This window comes from Clostridium tertium (assembly GCF_902652255.1).
Taxonomy (GTDB): Bacteria; Bacillota; Clostridia; order Clostridiales; family Clostridiaceae; genus Clostridium; species Clostridium tertium_A.
On sequence record NZ_CACRTO010000020.1, the window covers coordinates 74558 to 97004 of the forward strand.

Genomic DNA, 22447 nt, shown 5'->3' on the forward strand with positions numbered 1-22447 from the left:
ATTACAGAAGAATAAAATTTTTTAATGAATAGAAGTAACAAGAGAAAGTATCAAGAATTTTATTAATTATAGTACACAATATGCTAGTAATCATATTATGTAAGTAATATGATTGAATGAATCGATAAAATATTTAGATACTTTTTTTACAAAAACTATATCCAATTATCTGAATATAATGATATAATGATTTTAATTAATATTTTAGGAGGAAATTTAATGAATAAAAAAGCATTAATAGTAGGGGGAGTAGCTAGTGGAGCCTCTGCTGCAGCAAGACTTAGAAGACTAAAGGAAGATATAGACATAGTAATATTTGAAAAAGGTGAGCATATTTCCTTTGCTAATTGTGGATTGCCTTATCATATTGGAGAAGTTATAAAAGACAGGGAGAGTTTATTATTACAAACTCCTGAAAAAATGAAAGATAGATTCAATATTGATGTAAGAGTTAATAGTGAAGTTATTGATGTAGATACTAAGGAAAAAAAGGTTAAGGTAAAATCATTTGGTAATGAATACGAAGAAGAATATGATTATTTAATTTTAGCTCCAGGAGCTAAGCCTATTAGACCAAACCTTCCAGGTATAGACAGTAATAAAATTTTTACAGTAAGGAATGTAAAAGATGTTGATAGAATAAAAGAGTATTCATATAACTCTAAAATGAAATCAGCTGTAGTTATAGGTGGTGGTTTCATAGGTATAGAAATGGCTGAAAATTTAAAGCATAAGGGATTAGATGTAACTATAGTAGAAGCAGCACCACATCTTTTATCTAACTTTGATGAAGAATTTTCTAGATTAATAGAAAAGGAATTAAATGATAACAAGGTTAGTATAATTTTAAATAAGAAAGTAGTAGCCTTTAAAGATGAGGAAGCTACAGTTAAGGTTGTACTTGAAGATAATAGAGAAGTAGAGACGGATATAGTTATTTCAGCTATAGGGGTATCTCCAGATACAAGTTTTATAAGAAATAGTGGAATAAGCCTTGGAGAAAGAGGTCATATACTTGTTAATGAAAAAATGGAAACAAGCGTTAAAGGAGTATATGCAGGAGGAGATGCAGTATTAGTAAAAGACTATGTAAGTGGAAAAGAAGCTTATATTCCTCTAGCAGGGCCAGCTAATAAGCAAGGAAGAATAATTGCAGATAATATTTCTGGAATTGATTCTAAATACAAGGGAAGCCTTGGAACAGCTATTATAAAAATATTTGATATGGTAGCGGCTGCAACAGGGAATAATGAAAAAGCTTTAAAGAGAAATAATGTAAATTATAAGAAAGTATATCTACATCCTTTAAGCCATGCTGGTTATTATCCAGATGCAACTAACCTAAACATTAAGGTATTATATGATGCTGAAAATGGTAAATTACTAGGAGCTCAAGTATTAGGATACGAAGGTGTAGATAAATTTATAGATGTAATTGCTACAACTATTAAATTTGGTGGAACTATGGAAGATTTAAAAGATCTAGACTTAGCATATGCACCTCCATTCTTATCAGCCAAATCTCCAGCTAATATGGCAGGATTTATTGCAGAAAATGAAGCGAATGAATTAGTAGATATAATTAACATAGAAGATTTAGAAAATCTAGATCTAGATAAACAAATCCTATTAGATACAAGAGATGAATCAGAAGTAGCTTTAGGAAGTATAGAAAACTCAATTAACATACCAGTTAATGAATTAAGAAACAACTTAGATAAATTAGATAGGAATAAAGAAATAATAGTATATTGTGCAGTTGGTATAAGAGGATATATAGCTGTTAGAATTTTAAAAGCACATGGATATAAGGCTAAAAATTTAAATGGTGGATACAAGAGTTATGTTAACTGGAAGTATGAGGCTAAGGATTTAAATAATAGTATTAGCAATAGGAGTGAAGATTTAGCAATGAAAGAAGTTGCCTTAGATAAAATTAGAGAGTTAAATGCTACAGGATTATCTTGTCCAGGACCATTAATGCAAGTAAAACAAATGATGGATATGATGGAAGAGGGAGAAGTGTTAAAGGTAAGAGCATCAGATGAGGGTTTCTATAGAGATATAGAAGCATGGTCTAGAACAACTAATAATAAGCTTTTAGATATTGAAAAGAATAAAGGCATAATTGAAGCTACTATTTTAAAAGGCAATGGAGAAGGACATTCTATAGATAATAGAAATTCAGATACAATAGATAAGACATTAGCATCTTCCTCATCAAATCAAATAGTAGAAAATAAGAACGGACAAACTATGGTAGTCTTTAGTGGGGATTTAGATAAAGCAATTGCTTCATTTATAATAGCAAATGGTGCAGCTACTATGGGTAAAAAAGTTACAATGTTCTTTACCTTCTGGGGATTAAATATTTTAAGAAAGCCAGAAAAAGTTAATACACCTAAAAACATTATAGAAAAAGCCTTCGGAATGATGATGCCAAGAGGAAGTAAAAAACTTGGTTTATCAAGAATGAACATGGGTGGAATGGGCGCTAAAATGATAAGAGGTGTCATGAAAAATAAAAACATCCAATCATTAGAAGACTTAATGTCAGCAGCTATAGAAAATGGAATAGAAATAGTTGCATGTACAATGTCAATGGATGTAATGGGAATTAAGAAAGAAGAATTAATAGATGGAATAACTTATGCTGGAGTAGGATACTACTTAGGTGAAGCAAACGAATCTAACGTAAATTTATTTATATAATAAACTAAGAACTTTATACATTTTATGCTTTATCCTCCGTCGCGAGCTCCAAGTCGGACTTCAGCATAAAAATGTATAAAGTTCTTTTGTTATAAATAAATTTTTGAGATGTGTTGGTACTGAAGGAGGAAACTCAGGCAAGCTGAGTTTCTATAATTTTTTTATTCAGTCGACCTTGCAAGCTCTAAGTCGACATATGGAATCAATATACATAAAGTTCTTTTATTATAAATAAATTTTGAGGATGTGTTGGTACTGAAGGAAGAAACTCAGGCGAGCTGAGTTTCATACATTTTATGCTCGGTCATCCGTCGCAGGCTCCAAGTCGGACCTCCGCATAAAGATGTATAAAGTTCTTTTACTGTTATTATAATAAATTGTGGGATGGGTTGGTACTAAAGGAAGAAACACAGATGTGGCTGAGATTAAACAATTATTGTTAATTGTTTAATCACACATTCAGTCATTGAAATAGAATTAAATATAATTACATTAGCAATATTATCAATTATCTTAGCGCTCTAGCATTCTTAGTTTTGAAGACCTAATAGTATGCTTCCTATATTTCAAGGTAATATTAAAAGTTCTCTATTTAAGGAATAGTCAACTGATTTTACAGATGAGTATTGGTAAATTTATATAAAAATATCAGTAGAGAAATGAAAAAAATTATATTATAATATGTTAATAACAAAATTAGGATATCATTTTTTATTATTATGATGATTCTACTGTCTAACGTACAGAAAATGGAAGTGAATTATATTTTTTATGAACTACTAGAGAAAATTTAATATGCAAATATGAAACTACTAGAATATATTTTAAACTTACGGAGGATAGAATATGGCGAAATTATTAGTTATTGATGATGACCTTGATATGCTAGATTTAGTACGTACTGCTTTGGAAAAAGATTGTCATCAAGTGGATACTGAAGTAGATTCTACTACAATACAGTCTACGAGATGTCAACAATACGATCTTCTCTTACTAGATGTAATGATGCCAGGTGAAGATGGCTTTTCCCTTTGTAGCCGTATACGTTCTGAAGTGGATTGCCCAATTCTTTTCTTAACCGCTAAAGCAGAAGATACAGCTATTGTACAAGGATTTGGATTAGGAGCTGATGACTATATTAAGAAGCCTTTCAGCATTGCAGAATTACGAGCGCGAGTAAATGCTCACCTACGTCGAGAAGTTCGTCAACCTACTCACACATTTAGCCGAGGTGGTGTGCGTTTTAATATGCAAGAAAAAATGGCTATTGTAGGTGAAGATACGCTACCTTTTACTAAAGGTGAATATGCAATTAGTGAACACTTGGCTTTACATACAGGACAAGTATTTACCAAAGAACAATTATATGAGGCTGTTTTTGGTTTTGATGCCAATGGGGATGCCTCAGCTATTGTAGAACATATAAAAAATATTCGTGCTAAACTAAAAGTTTATGAACTTAATCCTATTGAAACTGTTTGGGGGGTAGGCTACAAGTGGCGAAAAGACAACATTCTATAAGTCTTTCTTTTGTACTTTTAAGGTTTGCTATCGTTATGCTGGGAAGTATGTTTTTATGTTGCATAATATGGTTGATTACCTTACAACTACTTCAACAAAATGAGATTATTTATCATGGATCAATGTCTAACCAACAAGTGGAGAAAATGTTAGCTGCAAAACCTCAAAATTTTGTTCTACCAGATAATAATTTTCTAGCAAAGTACGCTTTATTTGACAAAAGTGGGAAGATGCTTTATAGCAATATAGAAGGAAAAGAATTAGAAAGATTGGCTGTTTATTTAAGGGAAAATACAAATGACATACATACTTCACAATATACTTACTCAGATGGAAGTACCATAGTTATTCATTGGAATTACAGAAAAGAGTTCGTAAACCCTACTTTACGAAGTATGTTGCCTCCTTTCGAATATCTATGGTGGGCTACACTAGCTATTGCATGGATTCTTTGCTTATTCTTTAATACTTTGTGGCTTCGCCATAGACTTGCTAGTAAATTGAAACTATTTGGTGAAGTAAGTAAAAAAGTAGCTGCACAAGAGTTGGAGTTTGAAATTCCTCATGCTGGCATACGTGAGTATGATCAGGCACTTGATGCTATGGAACATATGCGAAAGGCATTGTATAACTCTTTATCTTTACAATGGTTGGCGCAACAAGAACGTCAGTCAGAAATAGAAGCACTTACGCATGACTTAAAAACGCCACTCACACTAATAGGTGGTAATGCTGAACTTCTGTTAGAAGAAAAACTACCAGATGATAGCCGAAAAATGGTGCAGACAATCATGTCAAGCAGTAATCGAGCAAAACAGTATGTAGTAAGTTTACTAGAAACTTCTATAGGTATGGATGAAGAATTTGAAAAAATCAGATTATCAGATATACTTGATGAGTTATATCAAAATAATATTCCTATTGCAGAAAATAAGAAAGTTTATTTGCAAAAACAAAATAAGTTAGAAGGTATAGCAAATATTCAAAAAGACCGTTTGCTTCGTGCTTTGGGAAACATAGTACAAAATGCTATTGAATATACACCGGTGGGGAGAAATGTCTATTTAGAAGGTAAAATGATAAATGGCGGATGGCAAATTATTGTGCGTGATGAAGGTCCTGGTTTCAGTAATGCAGCATTACAACATGCAACTGAACGTCTTTGGCGTGATGATACAGCTCGTGTTAAAAGTGAGCATAATGGTCTTGGTTTATGGTTTGCTTTGGAAGTAGTAAAAATGCATGCAGGACAGATTAAATTACAAAACTACGATTCTGGCGGGGTGGTAACACTTAAATTCACTACACACTAGCTAATAGTCCAAAACATTAAATAAGTACTAATTCACTATTTACTAATTCATCAATCAAAAGAAATAAGTTACTGGAACGTATTCTAGTGACTTATTTTTTTATTTCAATAATATATTTCTGTTTCCTTATAAAATCCTTATAATTGATTGTTACTATGATTATGGAAAAATCATAGTAGTAACAATTAATAGAAATTGTATTCTATGGAATAGTCTCTGTTAAATACAAAAAGAAAGAAGGATATAATAATGCAGGAGTATATTATAAAAACACATAGTGTTTCTAGAAAATTTAAAAAGACCTATGCAGTAAAAGATTTATCTATGGCTGTAAGAAAAAATTCTGTCTATGGTCTATTAGGACCTAATGGTGCAGGTAAATCTACCTTATTAAAGATGATTACTGGAATTATTACCCCAACATCAGGTGAAATACTATTCAATAATCACAAATGGACTCGAAGAGATTTGTTGAATATTGGTTCGTTGATTGAGTCACCTCCATTATATGAGAACTTAACAGCCTTTGAAAATTTACAAGTGCGTGCAATTCTTTTAGGTATTCCACTGAATAAATGTAGTGAAGTTTTACAAAAAGTGGACTTGATGGATGTAAAAAATAAAAAAGCCTCAGATTTTTCCTTAGGAATGAAGCAAAGGCTGGGCATTGCATTAGCGCTATTAAATAATCCAAAACTGCTTATTTTAGATGAGCCTACAAATGGATTAGACCCTTTTGGAATTGAAGAATTAAGAAAAATGATTAGAACTTTAGCAGACTCAGGAATTTCTGTTATTATATCTAGTCATATTTTAAACGAAGTACAACAAGTTGCAGATGATATTGGAATTATATATAATGGAACACTCCTATACCAAGATAAAATTGATGCAAATGAAAATTTGGAGCAGTTGTTTATGGATATTATTAAAAAGGAGCGTGAATCCTAATGTTACAAGCATATTTAAAAGCAGAAAATCTAAAATTTAGGCACTCACTGTTCAGAAAGCTCACCATATTAATACCATTAGTTTTAATTTTGGTAGCGATGGTTTTCATGTTTGTTGGTATTGGTTTAGGAGGCTTTTCAAGTTCTATAGTTTGCAATTGGAGTATACCAATTGCATCATTGTCAGTTATGTTTTTATGTCATCAAGTGAATAACAAAGAAAAAAAGCATAAATACAGAACTATTTATAGTTTGCCTATTGATCTAAAGAAAACATTTATTTCTAAAACGATTTTAATAGCACTTAATCTTTTAGTAATATCATTGTTACTGTCATTTATATCTATTATCTCTGAATTCATATTATCAGGATTTTCAGTAGCAGTTGATTATATTGGATATTATATTTTAGGATACATTTTATTGTGGATTTCCTTATTATGGCAGATTCCTTTATGCTTATTTTTAGATCAAAAAGTTGGGTTTATTGGCTCTATGCTATTAAATTTATTTGCTAGCGCATTCGGCGGATTATTCTTTGCATTGACTCCTTTATTTTTGATCTTCCCATATAGCTGGACTGCAAGATTTATGACTACATTATTTGGGGTTCTACCAAATGGATTATTAGTTGAATCTGGCTCAAGATATATTCTAAGTCTAGGACAAAGTTTGATGTTAGTTTTAATTTCACTATTTACTGTAATTGTTCTTACTGTATTATTTTCACGTTGGTATAGAAGGCAGGTGTATCGTAAATGACAATTTTGAGAGAGTTCCTTTCTAACTTTATCAAATTTAAAAGGACTCCAATTTTTTTATTGCATTTGTTATCGCCTATAGTGATAACATTATTATTTTTATATTATTACACCATTGGAGGATATCGTATCATTACTGACGTGAGAGTATTTTTCGTTATATTACAAATATGTTATCCAATTTTTGTAGGTATTGTTATGTCTGTTTTTACTCACTTGGATAGAAATATTAATGTAATTCAAAATACTTTGGGTCTAGTGGAATCTCGAACAAGTATATACCTAGGGAAATTATTATTTATGGTATTTCTTTCAGCTATAAATTTAATATTGTATGAAGTATGTTTTTATATTGTAGTCAATTTATTTTTAGATACTAATGTAGCTCCATTGAATTCATATATTGGTATATTTCCAATATTCTTATTAAGTAACTTGTTTTTATATTCGTTACATTTACCAGTTGCTTTTCGATTTGGTTCTAGTGTTTCTATATTACTAGGAATATCAGGTACAATTCTAGCAGGTTACTTTGAAACTGCCATTGGAGATAAAATTTGGCCAATCATTCCTTGGGAATGTGGTGTCCGATTTTTAGAAAACTATTTTAATTTTTCAAGTATACCTATTATTTCGGGAATTATTTCTATGCTCATACTGACTTTGATAGTTTTAATTTTATCAATTCTATGGTTTAACAAATGGGAAGGAAAAATAACACAAGAGTAAAATACAGGTAAAGATTAAGTTAATACAAAGAAAGGGATGTCTATATTTATGACGAAAAAATTATATAGGATTAGAGAAGGTAAATTGATTGCTGGAGTGTGTGGTGGAATTGCTCAATATTTTGATGTAGATTCTAAGATTGTGCGATTACTTTGTGGAGTGTTTTGTGCAGCATATGGAAGTGGAATATTAGCATATATTATATTTGCAATTTTTATTCCCAAAGAACCTAAAAATTAAACAGATAGTTATACATAATACTCTCTCTGATAATTTAAATTTATAATTAGATTTTATGATAATCTAAGATTATTATGAACTAACTAAGAATATTCGATTTTTAAAAATTGAGTAATATAGTATTAGGATGATATATAATTGTATTACAAAATAGGTTGGTATTTTTTACCGGAGGATAAATTAGAAGTTTGTTCTTTTTTTATTCAGTATGTTATTTAATTAATTTTTTTTTATATGTTTAATTTCTATAATAATTTGATATAATATAGTTAGAAAAGCTTAGTGCGTCAACACTAAGCTAAGTCTTAGAACATTTATTTTGTTTTAGGGCTATTGAATAAAATTTATGATATTAATTTAAGAGTTAAAAGCACTATTCTTTGGCGGATGGGTGCTTTTTCTCTTTGCTATTAAGTTCAATATAAAGACCAATAAATTTAATCTTTATTATTAACTTAGATATGAAAAGATTATGTTTTAAAACCAATCTAATAATATAAATAGCAACTAAGCTTTTTATAATTAATTCTAGCATATTCAATACCACCCCCTAACTATGATGAATATCACCAATAGTCCTAGGGAGATAAAACGTTCAAAACCTCCGTAGCCATCCACTACAGATTTCAAAATATTACTTTAGAATTATACCATAATTATGTAGAATATATACACAAGAATAAAATGGAAAGGGGTTATCTGTGATAGTTTAATGAAATGGAGAGCAGTGGGAATCAAATAGATGGATACCTAGATTTATATACAAAATTATAGGCATTTAGCGGTTCTATAGAGCTATAAAAAGTGGCAAAATGTTATAATAGTATTAATTTTTAAGTAGAATAAATTAGTACTTTTTGAAGGGAATATAATATGGGTAATTATAGAATTATGAAATACAAGAACAACAAGAGTTAAGGAATCCTGTTGTAAAATGGTTTCATAAAAAGTGGAATATACCGTCTGAAGCATATCTTGAAAGTATTGATGAATGTCTGAAAAATGAAAATGCTATTCCACAATGGTATATAGTGATGAGTGGAGATAAAATTGTGGGTAGACTTGGAGAAATAGAAAATGACTTTCATAACAGAAAGGATCTGACTCCAAATATTTGTGCTATTTACGTAGAAGAAGAATAGCGTTGCCAAGGTATTGCGGGTAAAATGTTAGGCTTTGTGTATCAGTTTACTTTCAAAACTGTAAGTGTAATTGGATAGTGTCCTTGATATAATCTAATCGTATTCCAAAATCAATAAATGTGGCAGGAAGAAAGGAGCGATTTTAGTGAAACATATTTTAAATTTAGAACAAGTAAAAAAATATTATGGAGGAAATACTGGTAATATAACAAAAGCAGTAGATGGTATTTCTATGTATGTAGACAAGGGCGAATTTGTTGCAATTATGGGAGCAAGTGGTTCTGGAAAGACTACTCTCTTAAATTGTATCTCGACGATTGATACCGTAACTAGTGGACATATCATTGTCAATAATCAAGATATTACCAAAATTAAAGATAAGGATTTTGCAGATTTCCGCCGTGAAAATCTTGGGTTTATTTTTCAAGATTTCAACCTTTTAGATACCTTGACGATTGAAGAAAACATCTCCTTGTCATTAGTCATTAACAAACAGAACCCTGCTGATATTGAGAAAAGGGTTCATGCTATAGCTGATAAATTAGGGATTCGAGATATTTTATCGAAATTTCCTTACGAAGTTTCGGGCGGACAAAAACAGCGTTGTGCTTGTGCGAGAGCTTTAATCAATGAACCGAAACTGATATTAGCTGATGAACCAACGGGAGCTTTGGACTCAAAATCTTCCAGATTGTTACTAGAAATAATGTCTGACATCAATAAGAAAATGCAGGCTACCATTTTAATGGTAACACACGACCCGTTTAGTGCGTCTTTCTGTAAACGTATTTTGTTCTTGAAAGACGGTAAGATATTCAATGAAATTTTCAGAGGGGAAAAAAGCAGAAAAGATTTCTTCAATGAAATACTGGATATATTAACCTTGCTCGGAGGTGAAGTGGGAAATGTTAGGTAAATTAGCTGTTAGAAATACAAAAAGAAATTTAAAAGATTATTTGATTTATCTGATAACCATTACAATTTCATTTTCACTCATACTGGCATTTAATCTGATAGTAAGTTCTGAAGAAGTCATAAAGCTATCGTCTGGTATGAACACATTTAAAAATGTTTTAACTTTTGTGAATATCGTCATTGTATTTGTTGTATGTTTCTTGATTAATTATACGACAAGATTTATGTTTGAAAAACGAAGCAAAGAATTAGGAACTTACATGCTTCTTGGAATAAAGAAAAAAGAAATTGCCCGTTTGTTAGTTCTGGAAAACATTTTACTAGGATTTCTGGCATTTGTATTGTCTATTCCTTTAGGATTTTTATTCAGCCAGTTTGTATCATTAGTCATTGTAAAAATGTTGGGTATTCCAGAGGTTATATTTATTTCTTTAAATCTTATTTCCATAGGATTGCTTGCGATATATTTTTTTGCAATATATGTATTAGTTTTGCTTAATCTTTTGAGAAGAATTAGAAAAATGACGGTACATGATTTCCTTTATTTTGATAAGCAAAACGAAAAGAAAATGTTCCGTAATGATAAAAAGAGAAATGTTATCTTTATTATAAGTATTATTCTTGGGATTGCTTCTCTCTTTTTATGGAACTCCCGTTGTAATTTTGAAAAAATGAACGAACAATCAACCATGACATACATGTTGATTAGTATAATTTTGCTTATTATCAGTATGTATGGTGTATCTATAAGCTGTGCGGATATGTTGTTGTCTGTTCTGCTAAAGAACAAAAAGATGAAATACAAAAAAGATAATCTTTTTGTTACAAGAGTGTTTGCTTCAAAGGCTAGAACGATGAGTTTTACGTTTGGGACACTTTCTCTATTGATATTTTTATCTTTGTTGTGTCTTAATTTTTCTAGTATCAATAAAGGTGTGTATAAGAGCAGTATAGAACAGACTGCACCGTATGATGTTCATGTCTTTGACCAAAAACAACCATTTGATGACTTTAATGAATATGTAGCTGTGATTGATGAAGATTATACAATCAATAAAACCTTTGAATATAATGTTTATAAAGATCCAAATCATCAATTACAAAGTCTTTATGGAGACGAACAATTTTATAAATTTGATCCAGTGATGAAGTTAAGTGATTACAATACTTTATTGAAATTAAGAGGAATGGATACGATAGAATTAAAAGAAAATGAGTATTTTCTTTTAACTGATAGTCAATCACTTTATATAGTTGAAGATAACAATGATATAAAAAATCTTAAAATTTCTAATAGAGATTTACATTTAAAAGGAATTGACACAAAATCTTTTTGGCTTAGTATGACGAGTAGAGGCAGATTTATGGCTGTTATTCCTGATGAATATGTAGAAGGACTGGAAATATTAGAAGAACATTTAATTGTTGATACAAAAGAGGAAACGGCTGCAAAATTAGAAGAAAAGATAGCAACGGAATTAAATCATTTATTGGTAGTAGAAGATGAAGACGGAACAACACATAATGAATATTATAGAGTATCCATAAGAGGTACTGCGATTGAACAGCAAAATTCAATGACAGCAATAGTTGCAAGTATTGCTTTATATATTGCATTTATTCTAATTTCTGCTGTTGGAACAATTCTTGCAGTACAGTCATTAAGTGACGCTACGAAATATAAGTATCGCTATCAGACATTACGAAGATTGGGAGTAAGTGATAAATCTCTATTTAAGACAATCAGAAAACAATTGTTGATATTATTTGGTGTTCCAGTTGTTTATTCTATTATTGCAAGTTTTTGTATGCTGACTTCAATAAACAATGTTTATCAAGTTTTATTGGAAAGTCAATATACTTATTTGTTCTATTTCATAGGTGGTTTGGCAATTTTCTTCTTCATATACGGAATTTATTGGATTGCAACGTATATCGGTTTCAAAAGAAATATCAATGAGGAGAGTTAGATTTTTCTAGCTCTCCTGCCGTGAAATTATTATAATGATAAATCAAGGGGGTGTGAAAATGAGAATAGCGATTATTGAAGATTATGAAATCACTCGTCTGGAGCTTTCTAAATTATTGAACACACAAGGATATGAAATAATCTTATTGACTGACTTTGAAAATCTGACAGAAGAATTAAAGCAATATTCCGTGGAGCTGGTTCTGCTTGATATTAACCTGCCGTATGAAAATGGCTATGAAGTATGCAGAAAAATAAAACAAATCATGCCAGTACCCATTATCTTTGTAACAAGCAGAGATACAAATGCTGACGAATTAAAAAGTATTCAAGTGGGCGGAATTGACTTCATCACAAAGCCTTATGACACGCTTATTCTTCTTGAGAAGATCAAGCGTGCATTGCAATTGTCAAACCCGAATAATTTCCGTGAGCTTGTCAAAAAAGATTGTACCCTTGATTTGCATTTATCAATATTGAAGTATCAAGATAAAAGTATTGAACTGACGAGAAATGAGTTTCGTATCTTATATTATTTCTTTATGAATGAAGATAAAGTGATAAGCAAAGAGGAACTTCTAGAAAAATTATGGAATGATAAATACTATTTAGATGAAAATGTTCTGCTGGTTAATATGACTAGATTAAAAAAGAAAATGAAAGAAATTGGTATCGTTCATCTATTGAAAAATATACGAAGAAAGGGCTGGAAATTATGAGTTTTTTTACATTCTTAGAAGAAAAGATATTTGAAATATTATTTCAGATTTTCTTTTTGGCATTGGTTGCATTTCTATTGATTTTCTATGGTATAGATATAGTATTTGTCATTTTTTTAAGTGTATTTTTTATTGCTGTTCAGGGAGCTTTCCAATGGTGTCTGTATAGAAAAAAGCGAAAGACATCACAACATATCATTGATTTAGTTGACGAACTAAGAGAAAGCTACTATATCGCTGATATTTTACCAAAACCAAAAGAACTTCAAAATGAAGCCTATTACTATGCGTTAAAAAGAGCCTGCAAGTCTATGAATGATGAAATCGGTAAAATTACAGAAGAAAAGCAGGAATATAAAGAATATGTAGAGAGCTTTGCACATGAAATCAAAATACCCATTAGTGCTTTATCATTGACTTTCGATAACACCAAAAACTACACACTTAAAAAAGAAGCTGATAAGATATTTAAGTTAGTGGAACAAATGCTCTATTATGCTAGAAGTGAAAATACAGAAAAGGACTATTTTGTAAAGCAGTTGAATTTAGGAGAAGTTATGCACAACGTCATTTTGAAATTCCGTCACGCTCTTATGGATAATAAAGCAAATATTGATATACATAATATGGATAATGTGGTTTATACAGATGAAAAATGGCTTATGTTCATTCTATCTCAAATTGTGCAAAATTCAATTAAATATTTTAATAAGCAGGTAAATAGATTGACGATATTTAGTCAAGATAACGGCACAAATATATTGCTGATAATTGAAGATAATGGCTGTGGAATAAAGTCGTCTGAAATCTCCAGAGTATTTGAAAAAGGATTTACTGGTTCAAACAGAAATAAGTCAAATGCAACAGGTATGGGGTTATACCTTTCTAATAAATTATGCGATAGATTAGGTCTGAAATTAAATATTGTTTCTAAAGAGAATGAATATACGAGATTGACAATCACATTCCCTAAAGGAACGGTTCATAACTTTTAAGAGTAATTTTGAAATATAACAATGCAATAAGGACAAGCAATAAATATCTGCCTATAAAGTGCTTCAATGGGGCTTGTGTTATGGAAAGCTTTAAGTATTATTTCTACACAATCAAACATAACCTAACAGCATATCACTAATAACTGAATATACAACAGATTTAAAGGTTCTTACAAACTATATCTTTGTGCGGGCTTTTTTGTATTTAGAATAATAAGGGTTTAACCAGGGGGTCTAGAAAGATTCTAGTGGTGAGTAGAAATAAAAAAACTCCATTATAAAATTATGGTAAGTTTGCCGACAAAAAACTATAGTACAAGGAGGTATCCAATATAAATAATAGTTGTTTAGCACATAGTAAATGGAATTGTAGATATCATATTTTTTTACTCTTGATGCTCTTGATGCTATTGTTCTTATTTTTTATAAATTTATATAGCTTTAATAGAACTAAAGCAGTTAAACAAATCAATATTATATAAATATATGGTAATGTATTCATATGATAGTCAGTATTAATATTTTGAGGTAGTCTTGAATCATTATCTATTTTTATAGTTATGAAAAAGCTAAAAAGTGTTACTACTGATATTGAAATATTAAATAAATATGCCTTTGTATTTTTTATCATATGCAAATTAATCTTTATATCAAAATGTAGAGATAATTTGGGTTACTTATAAAAAAGTTATATAATAAAAATATTAACTAATGAAAATTTTAATTTGATAAGGAGATCCTATGAAGAATTTTAAAGGAATTGTTAAATCTATTACTGGTTATGGATTAGTCGTAACTTTACTTATTACCATTATATCTATTTTGGCTATTTTAGGTGGTGGTATTATGAGACTTTTTGGGTTTAGATATAATTCTGTAGGGAGCGTTATTTTATATTTTACAATAGTTGCAGTTGTAGGTTTTCCACTGGAAATTATAATCAAAGCTGTACCAAAAGCTTTGAATTTACTTTTGAAAATTGATAGAAAAATAGAGAGAGTTTTATTTATTTTAATGGATACCCTTGGAACAGGAATTACTATGGCAATAGTTGATTATTTTATGGAAAGTGTATCTGCATCAGATTTATCAATTTTAGTAATATCTTTTATAATAGCTATTTTATCCCTGGACAAGGGAGATGATTAACAAAAATAATTGTTAAATGATAATTGTTAATTGAAAAAGGGAACTATTGTTATCAGAAAAAAACAATAACAATAGCTCCCATACTTTAATTTAGTAATTTCTTCGAAATTACTTCCTTAATTCTTCATTTTAAATTTTTAATTATAAAAGAGCACCTACAGGTTACTATTTAACACTGAAATTGTACCATCTAATTCTTCCAGACTTCCAGCTTGAAGATCCATATTTGCAGCTATCTCTTCACAAAGTGCAGAATGTTCTTGAGATAATGTAGAAACTTTCTCCATTATTGATAAAACATTATCTTTTTCTCCAGAGGCTACAGTAAGATTTTCTATACAGCTATCAATTTCTGTTATAGATTCACCTATAGAAGTTTTAATATTATTAAAGCTTCCCTTAGTATATTGAAGAGTTTTTTGTTGATTATCTATAACATCATTTGCAGCTTGCATTGATTTAGATGTGTTTAAAATGTCAGATTTAATATCATCTAATATATTAGTTATACTTTCTACAGATTGCTTTGAGTTTTCAGCAAGTTTTCTAACTTCTCCAGCAACTACTGAGAATCCTTTACCAGCTTCACCAGCTCTTGCAGCTTCAATAGCAGCATTTAATGATAATAAATTAGTTTGAGTTGCAATTTGGCTGATTGAGTCTGTAATAGAATTTACAGATTCTAATTTTGAAACTAGAGAACTAACAGTAGAACTAACTGTTGTAAATGCTTCTTGTAAGGATTTTAATGATTTATCTAAATCAGTAAAGGTATTTAAACCTTCATCAGCAACTTTATCAGTATCTAAAACAGAGATTTGCACATTAGTTATATTATATGCAAGTTGTTCCATACGATGATTAAAAGTCTCTAAGATTTCACTTGCACTACTTAGTTCCTCAGCTTGTGATAATGTTGCATTAGTTAATGAGGAAAGAGAATTATTTACCTCATGAACAGCTGAAGAAATGCTTGAGCTGCTTTGACTTAATTTAGCCATTTCATCTTTTAAAATTTCATTTGATTCGTCTTTTTCATTCACCTCATAAGCAGGCGTTTCGTTTACATTTTCAATTTTAGTTTTTTCTTCAACTAAAGCATTACCTTTAGATCTAGAAAATAAACCCATATTAGTACCTCCTAATTTTATCTTTACTATCTCGAGCCATTTCTTTTACTTTTTGTGGAGCACCTATAGATGTAATGACTTCTGAAAACCATCTTAGTGCTAATGTTTCTTCACCAATTCTTCTGTTTAATTCACCAATAAGATACATAATGGAAAATCTGTCTAGACCGTAAATAGGTAGCTTCTCATTTGTATATGCATCTTCAAGTGCAATTAAAGATTGTTTTAAGTAATTTTTTTCATTAGTTTCATCTAATAGAAGTCTATACATCCAAGCTATTTTTAAACAAATTATTCCCTTAGTGCTAGACTTACTTTCAATAATTAAAGAATTCACTAGAGCTAGCTTGTACCTTTCTATTGCAATACTTTCATTAAAAGGTAGAGCATATTCTCTATTAACCCATTTTGGAGTAATTTTTTCTTTAACTAATTTAGCTTGAAAATTTCTAAGCTTTGGAAAATCAGTTTTTAAAGCAGCATACCCACAAAATGGACAAATCCATACTTCGTAAAAATAAGGGTTGTCCTCAACATATCTAATAAAAAGATCAGAGTCTCTTGAGGCAACTCTTGGAGCATTAACTTTCATTGTTGGTGTTTTAAAGGAATTTTTACATATTGGACAATTAACTTCCTTTAAAAATAAATTATTAATTTTCTTAGTATCATTATCGAGTGTAGATGAGGATTCTTTAGTATTTATAGTCTCATTACGTTTATCTATATTAGTATTTATCATATGTATCACCTCAAATTTGTAGTCATATCTAATTATAGCATAATATAGCATTAAATGTAGATATATGAATTTTAAATAATAATTCAATAATATAATTACACTTTTTTAGATTTTTGATATAATGATTAAGGTGAAGTTTGAAAAGGGTGATGAATATGGTTAATCATGATTGGAAAAAATTTTTCATGCCTTATGAACAGGCGGTAGAAGAACTAAAAGTTAAACTTAGAAGCATAAGAAAGGAATATAGAAAAAGAAATGAATATTCACCTATAGAATTTGTAACAGGTAGAGTTAAAGAGCTATCTAGCCTTTTAGAAAAGGCAAATAAATTCGAAATTCCTTTAGATAGGCTTAAATATGAAGTTGAAGATATAGCTGGAATTAGGATTATGTGTCAATTTGTAGACGATATAGATAAGGTGGTTGAAATATTAAGGGGAAGGCGTGATATGCAAATCCTTTATGAAAAAGACTATGTTAGAGGTGTTAAGGAAAGTGGATATAGAAGTTATCATATAGTAATAAAGTATCCTATTAACATGGCTGAAGAACAACTAGAGATATTAGCAGAATTTCAAATAAGAACTTTATCTATGAATTTCTGGGCTACAATAGAACATTCACTAAATTATAAATATAAAAAGCAATTACCAGATGTAGTAAGAGAAAAGCTTAAAAAAGCAGCAGATGCAGCCTTTGAACTAGATGAACTTATGCTAGATATTAAAGATGAAATAAAAGATGCCCAAAAGTTATTTGAAATTAAATCAGATATAATTTCAAATATAATGCATAACATATTGGTATTAAGATCTTATGGGAAGAGCGCTGAAGCAAGTAGATTTGAAAGTTCATTAAACAAGTTAGTTGAAGATGGCGAAATAAATGAACTTAATAATTTATTAGTACTAGTAAAAAAAGAAGTAAGTAAATATAGGGAGTAAAAATATCAGTTTGCTGATATTTTTACTCTTAATAATTAATAATGAGAAAAGAATAATAATGTAAAAGAAATTTAAGAAAAAGTAGTATAGGTTTGACTAGGATGCATACTTTTTTCTTTGGTTGAGAATTAAAAAAGATACTATTTCGCAATAAGCATAACGAAATAGTATCTTTTTTATAAGTAAATTTAAAGTAAACCAAAAACTATAAATTTATTGTATATATACTGTTTATCGGTAAGTGAAGTAGATGATTATATGAAAATATCACGTCATGCAGTAAATCAAAGTAAAAACTGATCACTAAAAAAGATTCGAGAATTATATTTATATAAATAGTAAAATAATAGATAAAAGAGGCAGTATCAAATTAAAAAATTAATTTGATACTGCCTCTTTTATTAATTGAATTTCACTTATTAGAAAATGTTTCTAAAAAATGTACAAAAAGATAATTAAATATATTGACAATGATAATCTTTATCAATTATAATAGTATTCAGTTGATACGGATTATCAAATAGCGGGAGTGAGTATATGACTAAAAAATCTTTATTGATTATTACTATAATACTATCAGTGATATCAATCTTTATCGGAGTATCAGAAATAAACATTCTAAATATGGAGTCTAAGGATATAGAAATCCTTATGATAAGTAGATTACCAAGACTTTTAAGTATATTGGTGGCAGGGGTAGGAATGAGTATAAGTGGTGTTATTATGCAACAAATAAGTAATAACAAATTTATATCACCTAGTACAGCAGCAACAGTAGATTCAGCAAAACTTGGAGTTCTATTTTCTTTAATATTATTTACATCAGCTAATATATTTCAGAAAATGATGCTAGCATTTATATTCTCTTTAGTAGGAACATTTATATTTATGGCTATCCTAAAGAAGATAAAAATAAAGAATATAATATTTATACCACTTGTTGGTATTATGCTTGGTAATGTAATAGGATCGATAACAGATTTCTTTGCATATAAATACAACTTAAATCAAAGTATGGGAGCCTTTTTACAAGGAAACTTTTCAACTGTTTTAAAAGGAAACTATGAAATACTTTATTTGAGTATTCCCTTAGTAATTATAGCTTTTTCGTATGTACATAAATTTACATTAGCAGGTATGGGAGAGGAAATGTCAGTAAGCCTTGGATTAAATTATAAGAGGGTTACTAACATAGGAATTACAATAGTAGCATTAATCTCATCGTTAGTTGTAATAACAGTAGGTAGTATTCCTTTTGTGGGACTTATAATACCTAATATAGTTTCTATATGGAAAGGGGACAACCTTAAGAAAAATATGCCTATAGTTGCTCTCCTAGGTGCAAGTTTTGTACTAGCTTGTGATATTATTAGCAGATTAATAATTGCACCGTATGAAATCCCTATAGATTTAACTATTGGAGTTATTGGAGCTGTAATATTCCTTTATCTAATATTTAGGAGGAATAAATAATGAGAAATAATAAGAAAAAAATAATTATAATGTCCGTGCTTGCAATAACATTCTTAGTATTGTTTGTAGTATGGGGATTAAATGCAAAAAACTATAGATTTAATTTATCTCTTAGGATTCCAAAAGTATTAGGGATTCTAATAGCTGGAAGCACTATTTCAGTAGCTTCACTTTTATTCCAGACAATAACTAATAACAGAATCATAACACCAAGTATTATTGGGTTAGATTCATTATATGGGTTAGTACAAACCATAGTAGTATTTATCTTTGGATCAACATCAATATTTATGGTTAATAAAACAGTTAACTTTTTAGTATCAGGAACCTTAATGGTAATCTTAGCAATGATTTTATTTAAGGTGGTTCTTAAGAGTGGAAGAAACAATATATTTTTCTTACTACTTGTAGGTACTGTAGTTGGAACATTATTTAGAAGTATGTCATCTTTTATGCAGGTTCTTATAGATCCTAATGAATTTGATGCTTTGCAGGCAAAATTATTTGCTTCCTTTAGCTTAGTTAATACGGAGATATTAGTAGTTTCAGTAATAATACTAGCTATAATAGCAATTTTACTATATAAGGATTTTAATAAGCTAGATGTTATGTCCTTAGGAAGAGAACAAGCAGTAAACTTAGGAGTAGAATATGATAAGTTTAGTAAAAAGATATTAGTAATAGTAGCAATATTAGTATCATTATCAACAGCCTTAGTTGGTCCAATAACCTTCCTAGGAATTATAGTTGTTAACTTAACTTACGAAATAACGAAAACTTATAAACATTCAGTCCTTCTTATAGTTGGAACTCTTATTAGCATAATTGCTTTAGTAGGAGGACAGTTCTTAGTAGAAAGAGTATTTAACTTTACTACAACTATAAGTATAGTAATTAATTTTATCGGAGGAATATACTTTATAAATCTATTATTAAGGGAGAGTAAGCTATGATAGAAATAAAAAATATTAATAAAAGTTATGGAAGTAAAAAAGTTGTAGATAATGTTTCTTTTAATATAGAAGAAGGAAAGATAACTTCTTTTATAGGACCTAATGGAGCTGGTAAGAGTACAGTTTTATCAATAATTTCAAGGCTTTTAGATGCTGATTCAGGTGAAGTTTTTATAGATGGAAAAGAAATAAAAGCTTGGGATTCTAAAGAGTTATCTAAAAAACTATCAATACTAAAGCAAAATAATAATTTAAATATAAGATTAACTATAAGAGAATTAGTTTCCTTTGGAAGATTCCCATATTGTGAAGGAAAGCTTAAAAAGGAAGATGAAAAGTTTATTGAGGATGCTTTAAGCTATATGAAGCTTACAGATATTCAAGATAAATATATAGATGAGTTAAGTGGTGGTCAAAGACAAAGAGCATATATTGCAATGATATTAGCTCAAGATACAGATTACATACTTTTAGATGAACCGCTAAATAACTTAGATATGAAGCATTCAGCAGAAATGATGAGAATGCTTAGACAAATGGTAAATGATTTTGGAAAAACTATAGTAATAGTAATTCATGATATTAACTTTGCATCATGTTATTCAGATACAATAGTAGCTCTAAAGGACGGAAAATTAGTTAATCATACTTCAACAGAAGAAATGATAACTGAAAATAATTTAAAGCGTCTTTATGATATGAATTTCAATATTAAAGAAGTAGATAATCAAAAAATATGTATTTATTTCTAAAAATATAAAAATTAAATTATTTAATTAAATAGCTATTTATTAAAAAAATAAACAGAGAAATTTTATACAAGCTTTATAAATAATAAATTTTAGTAACTTAGAACAAATTACATCAATAATTATCAAATATCAATTAATAATTAAATAACCGGAGGTATTATATAATGAAAAAAAGAATCGCAGCCATCTTAGGTATGGTTATGTTATTAGCAGTAGGAGTCGTAGGATGTGGAACTCAAGGTGGTTCAGGTGAACAAGCACAAGAAGAAAGCAAGACAGTAGTAGTTACTGATCAAAAGGGTGAAGTTGAAGTTCCAGTTAACCCTAAGAATGTAGTAGTATTAGATTATGGTTCATTAGATATAATGACTAAATTAGGGGTTGAGCCAGTTGCTCTTCCAAAGGGTTCACTACCATCATATTTAGAACAATATAAAGATGAAAAATATGTTGATTTAGGTTCTTTAAAAGAATTTGACTTAGAAAAAATAAATGAAGCAGCACCAGACTTAATTATAATTGAAGGTAGACAAGAATCATACTATGAAGATTTAAAGAAGATTGCTCCAGTATTATACTTAGGTACAGCTAACAGTGATATATTTGCTTCAGCAGAAAATAATGCTAAAGTTTTAGGTAAGATATTTGATAAAGAAGAAGGCGTTACTACTGAATTAGAAAGCATCAATAAGAGATTAGAAGCAGTAAATGCTAAGGTAAAAGAAAATAATACAACAGCTTTAATGGCAATGTTTAATGAAGGTTCATTATCAGTTTATGGTGAAGGATCAAGATATGATATGGTTTATAGCAAATTTGGATTTACTCCAGCTGATGCTAATATTGAATCATCTAACCATGGACAAAACATTTCATTTGAATACTTAAAAGAAAAGAATCCAGACTACTTACTTGTTTTAGATAGAGGAGCTATAACTGGAGCTCAAGCATCAGTTAAAGAAGCTATAGAAAATGAATTAGTAAAGACAACTAAGGCTTATCAAGATGGACATATTGTATATGTTGATCCACAAGCATGGTATGTTGGTGGAAGTGGAATAATGGCAATAGATACTATTATTTCAGATATGGAAACAGCAGTAGGAATTAAATAAGAAGTTTTAAAGATTAAAATCACCTGTAAAGAGACTTTTAAACAGTCTTAAATTTACAGGTGATTTTTTATTTAAAAAATTTTAAGTTTCCTCTTTACAAACAATAATTACTATTATATAATAATCATTGTTAGCGGATAATAATTATTAATTAAAAGATTAATTACCGCTAAGAAAAATTATAGCAAATATTTAAAATATGTAAATGAAAATTTAGTTG

20 protein-coding genes are annotated in these 22447 nt (G+C 29.3%); 17 read left to right on the plus strand and 3 right to left on the minus strand.

All coding sequences use genetic code 11. The annotated features are described in order from the left end of the window. Positions 1-219 precede the first annotated feature (219 nt). From GPX08_RS09285 to GPX08_RS09315, 7 genes are all read left to right on the plus strand, one after another. The gene (locus tag GPX08_RS09285) at positions 220-2712 is read left to right on the plus strand and encodes an NAD(P)-binding protein (RefSeq protein ID WP_156626535.1); all 2493 of its coding nucleotides are present in this window, start codon (positions 220-222) and stop codon (positions 2710-2712) included. Positions 2713-3558: 846 nt separating this feature from the next. Further along, positions 3559-4233: a response regulator gene (locus GPX08_RS09290; protein ID WP_156626536.1), complete on the plus strand. Its 675-nt coding sequence runs from the start codon at positions 3559-3561 to the stop codon at positions 4231-4233. Next, positions 4209-5546: a sensor histidine kinase gene (locus tag GPX08_RS09295; protein ID WP_156626537.1), complete on the plus strand. Its 1338-nt coding sequence runs from the start codon at positions 4209-4211 to the stop codon at positions 5544-5546. The genes GPX08_RS09290 and GPX08_RS09295 overlap by 25 nt, the downstream gene beginning before the upstream one ends. A 249-nt stretch (positions 5547-5795) precedes the next feature. Beyond that, positions 5796-6497: a lantibiotic protection ABC transporter ATP-binding subunit gene (locus GPX08_RS09300; RefSeq protein WP_156626538.1), complete on the plus strand. Its 702-nt coding sequence runs from the start codon at positions 5796-5798 to the stop codon at positions 6495-6497. Beyond that, the gene (locus GPX08_RS09305; protein WP_156626539.1) at positions 6497-7258 is read left to right on the plus strand and encodes a lantibiotic immunity ABC transporter MutE/EpiE family permease subunit; all 762 of its coding nucleotides are present in this window, start codon (positions 6497-6499) and stop codon (positions 7256-7258) included. The genes GPX08_RS09300 and GPX08_RS09305 overlap by 1 nt, the downstream gene beginning before the upstream one ends. Further along, entirely contained in the window at positions 7255-7986 is a 732-nt protein-coding gene (locus GPX08_RS09310) for a lantibiotic immunity ABC transporter MutG family permease subunit (RefSeq protein ID WP_156626540.1), read from the plus strand. Before GPX08_RS09305 ends, GPX08_RS09310 begins: the two co-directional genes overlap by 4 nt. Before the next feature lie 48 nt (positions 7987-8034). After that, complete coding sequence (locus GPX08_RS09315) at positions 8035-8226, plus strand: PspC domain-containing protein (RefSeq protein WP_156626541.1); 192 nt, start codon at positions 8035-8037, stop codon at positions 8224-8226. Positions 8227-8599: 373 nt separating this feature from the next. Here GPX08_RS09315 and GPX08_RS09320 read toward each other — a convergent pair whose 3' ends face one another. Beyond that, entirely contained in the window at positions 8600-8773 is a 174-nt protein-coding gene (locus GPX08_RS09320) for a hypothetical protein (RefSeq protein ID WP_156626542.1), read from the minus strand. Positions 8774-9513: 740 nt separating this feature from the next. On the opposite strand from GPX08_RS09320, the gene GPX08_RS09325 reads away from it, so the two are divergent. The 5 genes from GPX08_RS09325 to GPX08_RS09345 all read left to right on the plus strand — a co-directional run bounded on the left by GPX08_RS09325 (position 9514) and on the right by GPX08_RS09345 (position 15115). Further along, a complete protein-coding gene (locus GPX08_RS09325; protein ID WP_156626543.1) occupies positions 9514-10284 on the plus strand; it encodes an ATP-binding cassette domain-containing protein in 771 nt (256 codons plus the stop codon). After that, positions 10274-12253, plus strand: coding sequence for an FtsX-like permease family protein (locus GPX08_RS09330; protein WP_156626544.1), 1980 nt, complete (start codon positions 10274-10276; stop codon positions 12251-12253). Before GPX08_RS09325 ends, GPX08_RS09330 begins: the two co-directional genes overlap by 11 nt. A gap of 58 nt (positions 12254-12311) precedes the next feature. Beyond that, positions 12312-12971, plus strand: coding sequence for a response regulator (locus GPX08_RS09335; RefSeq protein WP_156626545.1), 660 nt, complete (start codon positions 12312-12314; stop codon positions 12969-12971). Then, entirely contained in the window at positions 12968-13966 is a 999-nt protein-coding gene (locus GPX08_RS09340; protein ID WP_156626546.1) for a sensor histidine kinase, read from the plus strand. Before GPX08_RS09335 ends, GPX08_RS09340 begins: the two co-directional genes overlap by 4 nt. Positions 13967-14707: 741 nt before the next feature. Continuing rightward, the gene (locus GPX08_RS09345) at positions 14708-15115 is read left to right on the plus strand and encodes a hypothetical protein (protein WP_156626547.1); all 408 of its coding nucleotides are present in this window, start codon (positions 14708-14710) and stop codon (positions 15113-15115) included. A 155-nt stretch (positions 15116-15270) separates the two neighbouring features. Here the strand turns inward: GPX08_RS09345 and GPX08_RS09350 are convergent, their stop codons facing one another. Continuing rightward, positions 15271-16245 (minus strand): chemotaxis protein, encoded by a 975-nt coding sequence (locus GPX08_RS09350; RefSeq protein ID WP_156626548.1) that lies wholly within the window; start codon positions 16243-16245, stop codon positions 15271-15273. Position 16246: 1 nt separating this feature from the next. After that, positions 16247-16987 (minus strand): DUF2225 domain-containing protein, encoded by a 741-nt coding sequence (locus GPX08_RS09355; protein ID WP_156626549.1) that lies wholly within the window; start codon positions 16985-16987, stop codon positions 16247-16249. A gap of 155 nt (positions 16988-17142) precedes the next feature. On the opposite strand from GPX08_RS09355, the gene GPX08_RS09360 reads away from it, so the two are divergent. The 5 genes from GPX08_RS09360 to GPX08_RS09380 all read left to right on the plus strand — a co-directional run bounded on the left by GPX08_RS09360 (position 17143) and on the right by GPX08_RS09380 (position 22227). Next, a complete protein-coding gene (locus tag GPX08_RS09360; protein WP_156626550.1) occupies positions 17143-17934 on the plus strand; it encodes a GTP pyrophosphokinase family protein in 792 nt (263 codons plus the stop codon). Positions 17935-18471: 537 nt separating this feature from the next. Beyond that, positions 18472-19407 carry an iron chelate uptake ABC transporter family permease subunit gene (locus tag GPX08_RS09365; protein ID WP_156626551.1) on the plus strand — a complete coding sequence of 312 codons (936 nt, stop codon included), beginning with the start codon at positions 18472-18474 and terminating at the stop codon, positions 19405-19407. Next, positions 19407-20360 (plus strand): iron chelate uptake ABC transporter family permease subunit, encoded by a 954-nt coding sequence (locus GPX08_RS09370; RefSeq protein WP_156626552.1) that lies wholly within the window; start codon positions 19407-19409, stop codon positions 20358-20360. The genes GPX08_RS09365 and GPX08_RS09370 overlap by 1 nt, the downstream gene beginning before the upstream one ends. Then, positions 20357-21112, plus strand: a complete 756-nt coding sequence (locus tag GPX08_RS09375; protein ID WP_156626553.1) for an ATP-binding cassette domain-containing protein — start codon at positions 20357-20359, stop codon at positions 21110-21112. Before GPX08_RS09370 ends, GPX08_RS09375 begins: the two co-directional genes overlap by 4 nt. A 164-nt stretch (positions 21113-21276) precedes the next feature. Then, complete coding sequence (locus tag GPX08_RS09380; protein WP_156626554.1) at positions 21277-22227, plus strand: ABC transporter substrate-binding protein; 951 nt, start codon at positions 21277-21279, stop codon at positions 22225-22227. Positions 22228-22447: the final 220 nt, after the last annotated feature.

What these genes read in the sequence shown, in the direction of transcription:
- GPX08_RS09285 (WP_156626535.1), top strand. Translation starts at nt 220, where the DNA reads ATGAATAAAAAAGCATTAATAGTAGGGGGAGTAGCTAGTGGAGCCTCT.
- GPX08_RS09290 (WP_156626536.1), top strand. Translation starts at nt 3,559, where the DNA reads ATGGCGAAATTATTAGTTATTGATGATGACCTTGATATGCTAGATTTA.
- GPX08_RS09300 (WP_156626538.1), top strand. Translation starts at nt 5,796, where the DNA reads ATGCAGGAGTATATTATAAAAACACATAGTGTTTCTAGAAAATTTAAA.
- GPX08_RS09305 (WP_156626539.1), top strand. Translation starts at nt 6,497, where the DNA reads ATGTTACAAGCATATTTAAAAGCAGAAAATCTAAAATTTAGGCACTCA.
- GPX08_RS09310 (WP_156626540.1), top strand. Translation starts at nt 7,255, where the DNA reads ATGACAATTTTGAGAGAGTTCCTTTCTAACTTTATCAAATTTAAAAGG.
- GPX08_RS09315 (WP_156626541.1), top strand. Translation starts at nt 8,035, where the DNA reads ATGACGAAAAAATTATATAGGATTAGAGAAGGTAAATTGATTGCTGGA.
- GPX08_RS09330 (WP_156626544.1), top strand. Translation starts at nt 10,274, where the DNA reads ATGTTAGGTAAATTAGCTGTTAGAAATACAAAAAGAAATTTAAAAGAT.
- GPX08_RS09335 (WP_156626545.1), top strand. Translation starts at nt 12,312, where the DNA reads ATGAGAATAGCGATTATTGAAGATTATGAAATCACTCGTCTGGAGCTT.
- GPX08_RS09340 (WP_156626546.1), top strand. Translation starts at nt 12,968, where the DNA reads ATGAGTTTTTTTACATTCTTAGAAGAAAAGATATTTGAAATATTATTT.
- GPX08_RS09345 (WP_156626547.1), top strand. Translation starts at nt 14,708, where the DNA reads ATGAAGAATTTTAAAGGAATTGTTAAATCTATTACTGGTTATGGATTA.
- GPX08_RS09350 (WP_156626548.1), bottom strand. Translation starts at nt 16,245, where the DNA reads ATGGGTTTATTTTCTAGATCTAAAGGTAATGCTTTAGTTGAAGAAAAA.
- GPX08_RS09355 (WP_156626549.1), bottom strand. Translation starts at nt 16,987, where the DNA reads ATGATAAATACTAATATAGATAAACGTAATGAGACTATAAATACTAAA.
- GPX08_RS09360 (WP_156626550.1), top strand. Translation starts at nt 17,143, where the DNA reads ATGGTTAATCATGATTGGAAAAAATTTTTCATGCCTTATGAACAGGCG.
- GPX08_RS09365 (WP_156626551.1), top strand. Translation starts at nt 18,472, where the DNA reads ATGACTAAAAAATCTTTATTGATTATTACTATAATACTATCAGTGATA.
- GPX08_RS09370 (WP_156626552.1), top strand. Translation starts at nt 19,407, where the DNA reads ATGAGAAATAATAAGAAAAAAATAATTATAATGTCCGTGCTTGCAATA.
- GPX08_RS09375 (WP_156626553.1), top strand. Translation starts at nt 20,357, where the DNA reads ATGATAGAAATAAAAAATATTAATAAAAGTTATGGAAGTAAAAAAGTT.
- GPX08_RS09380 (WP_156626554.1), top strand. Translation starts at nt 21,277, where the DNA reads ATGAAAAAAAGAATCGCAGCCATCTTAGGTATGGTTATGTTATTAGCA.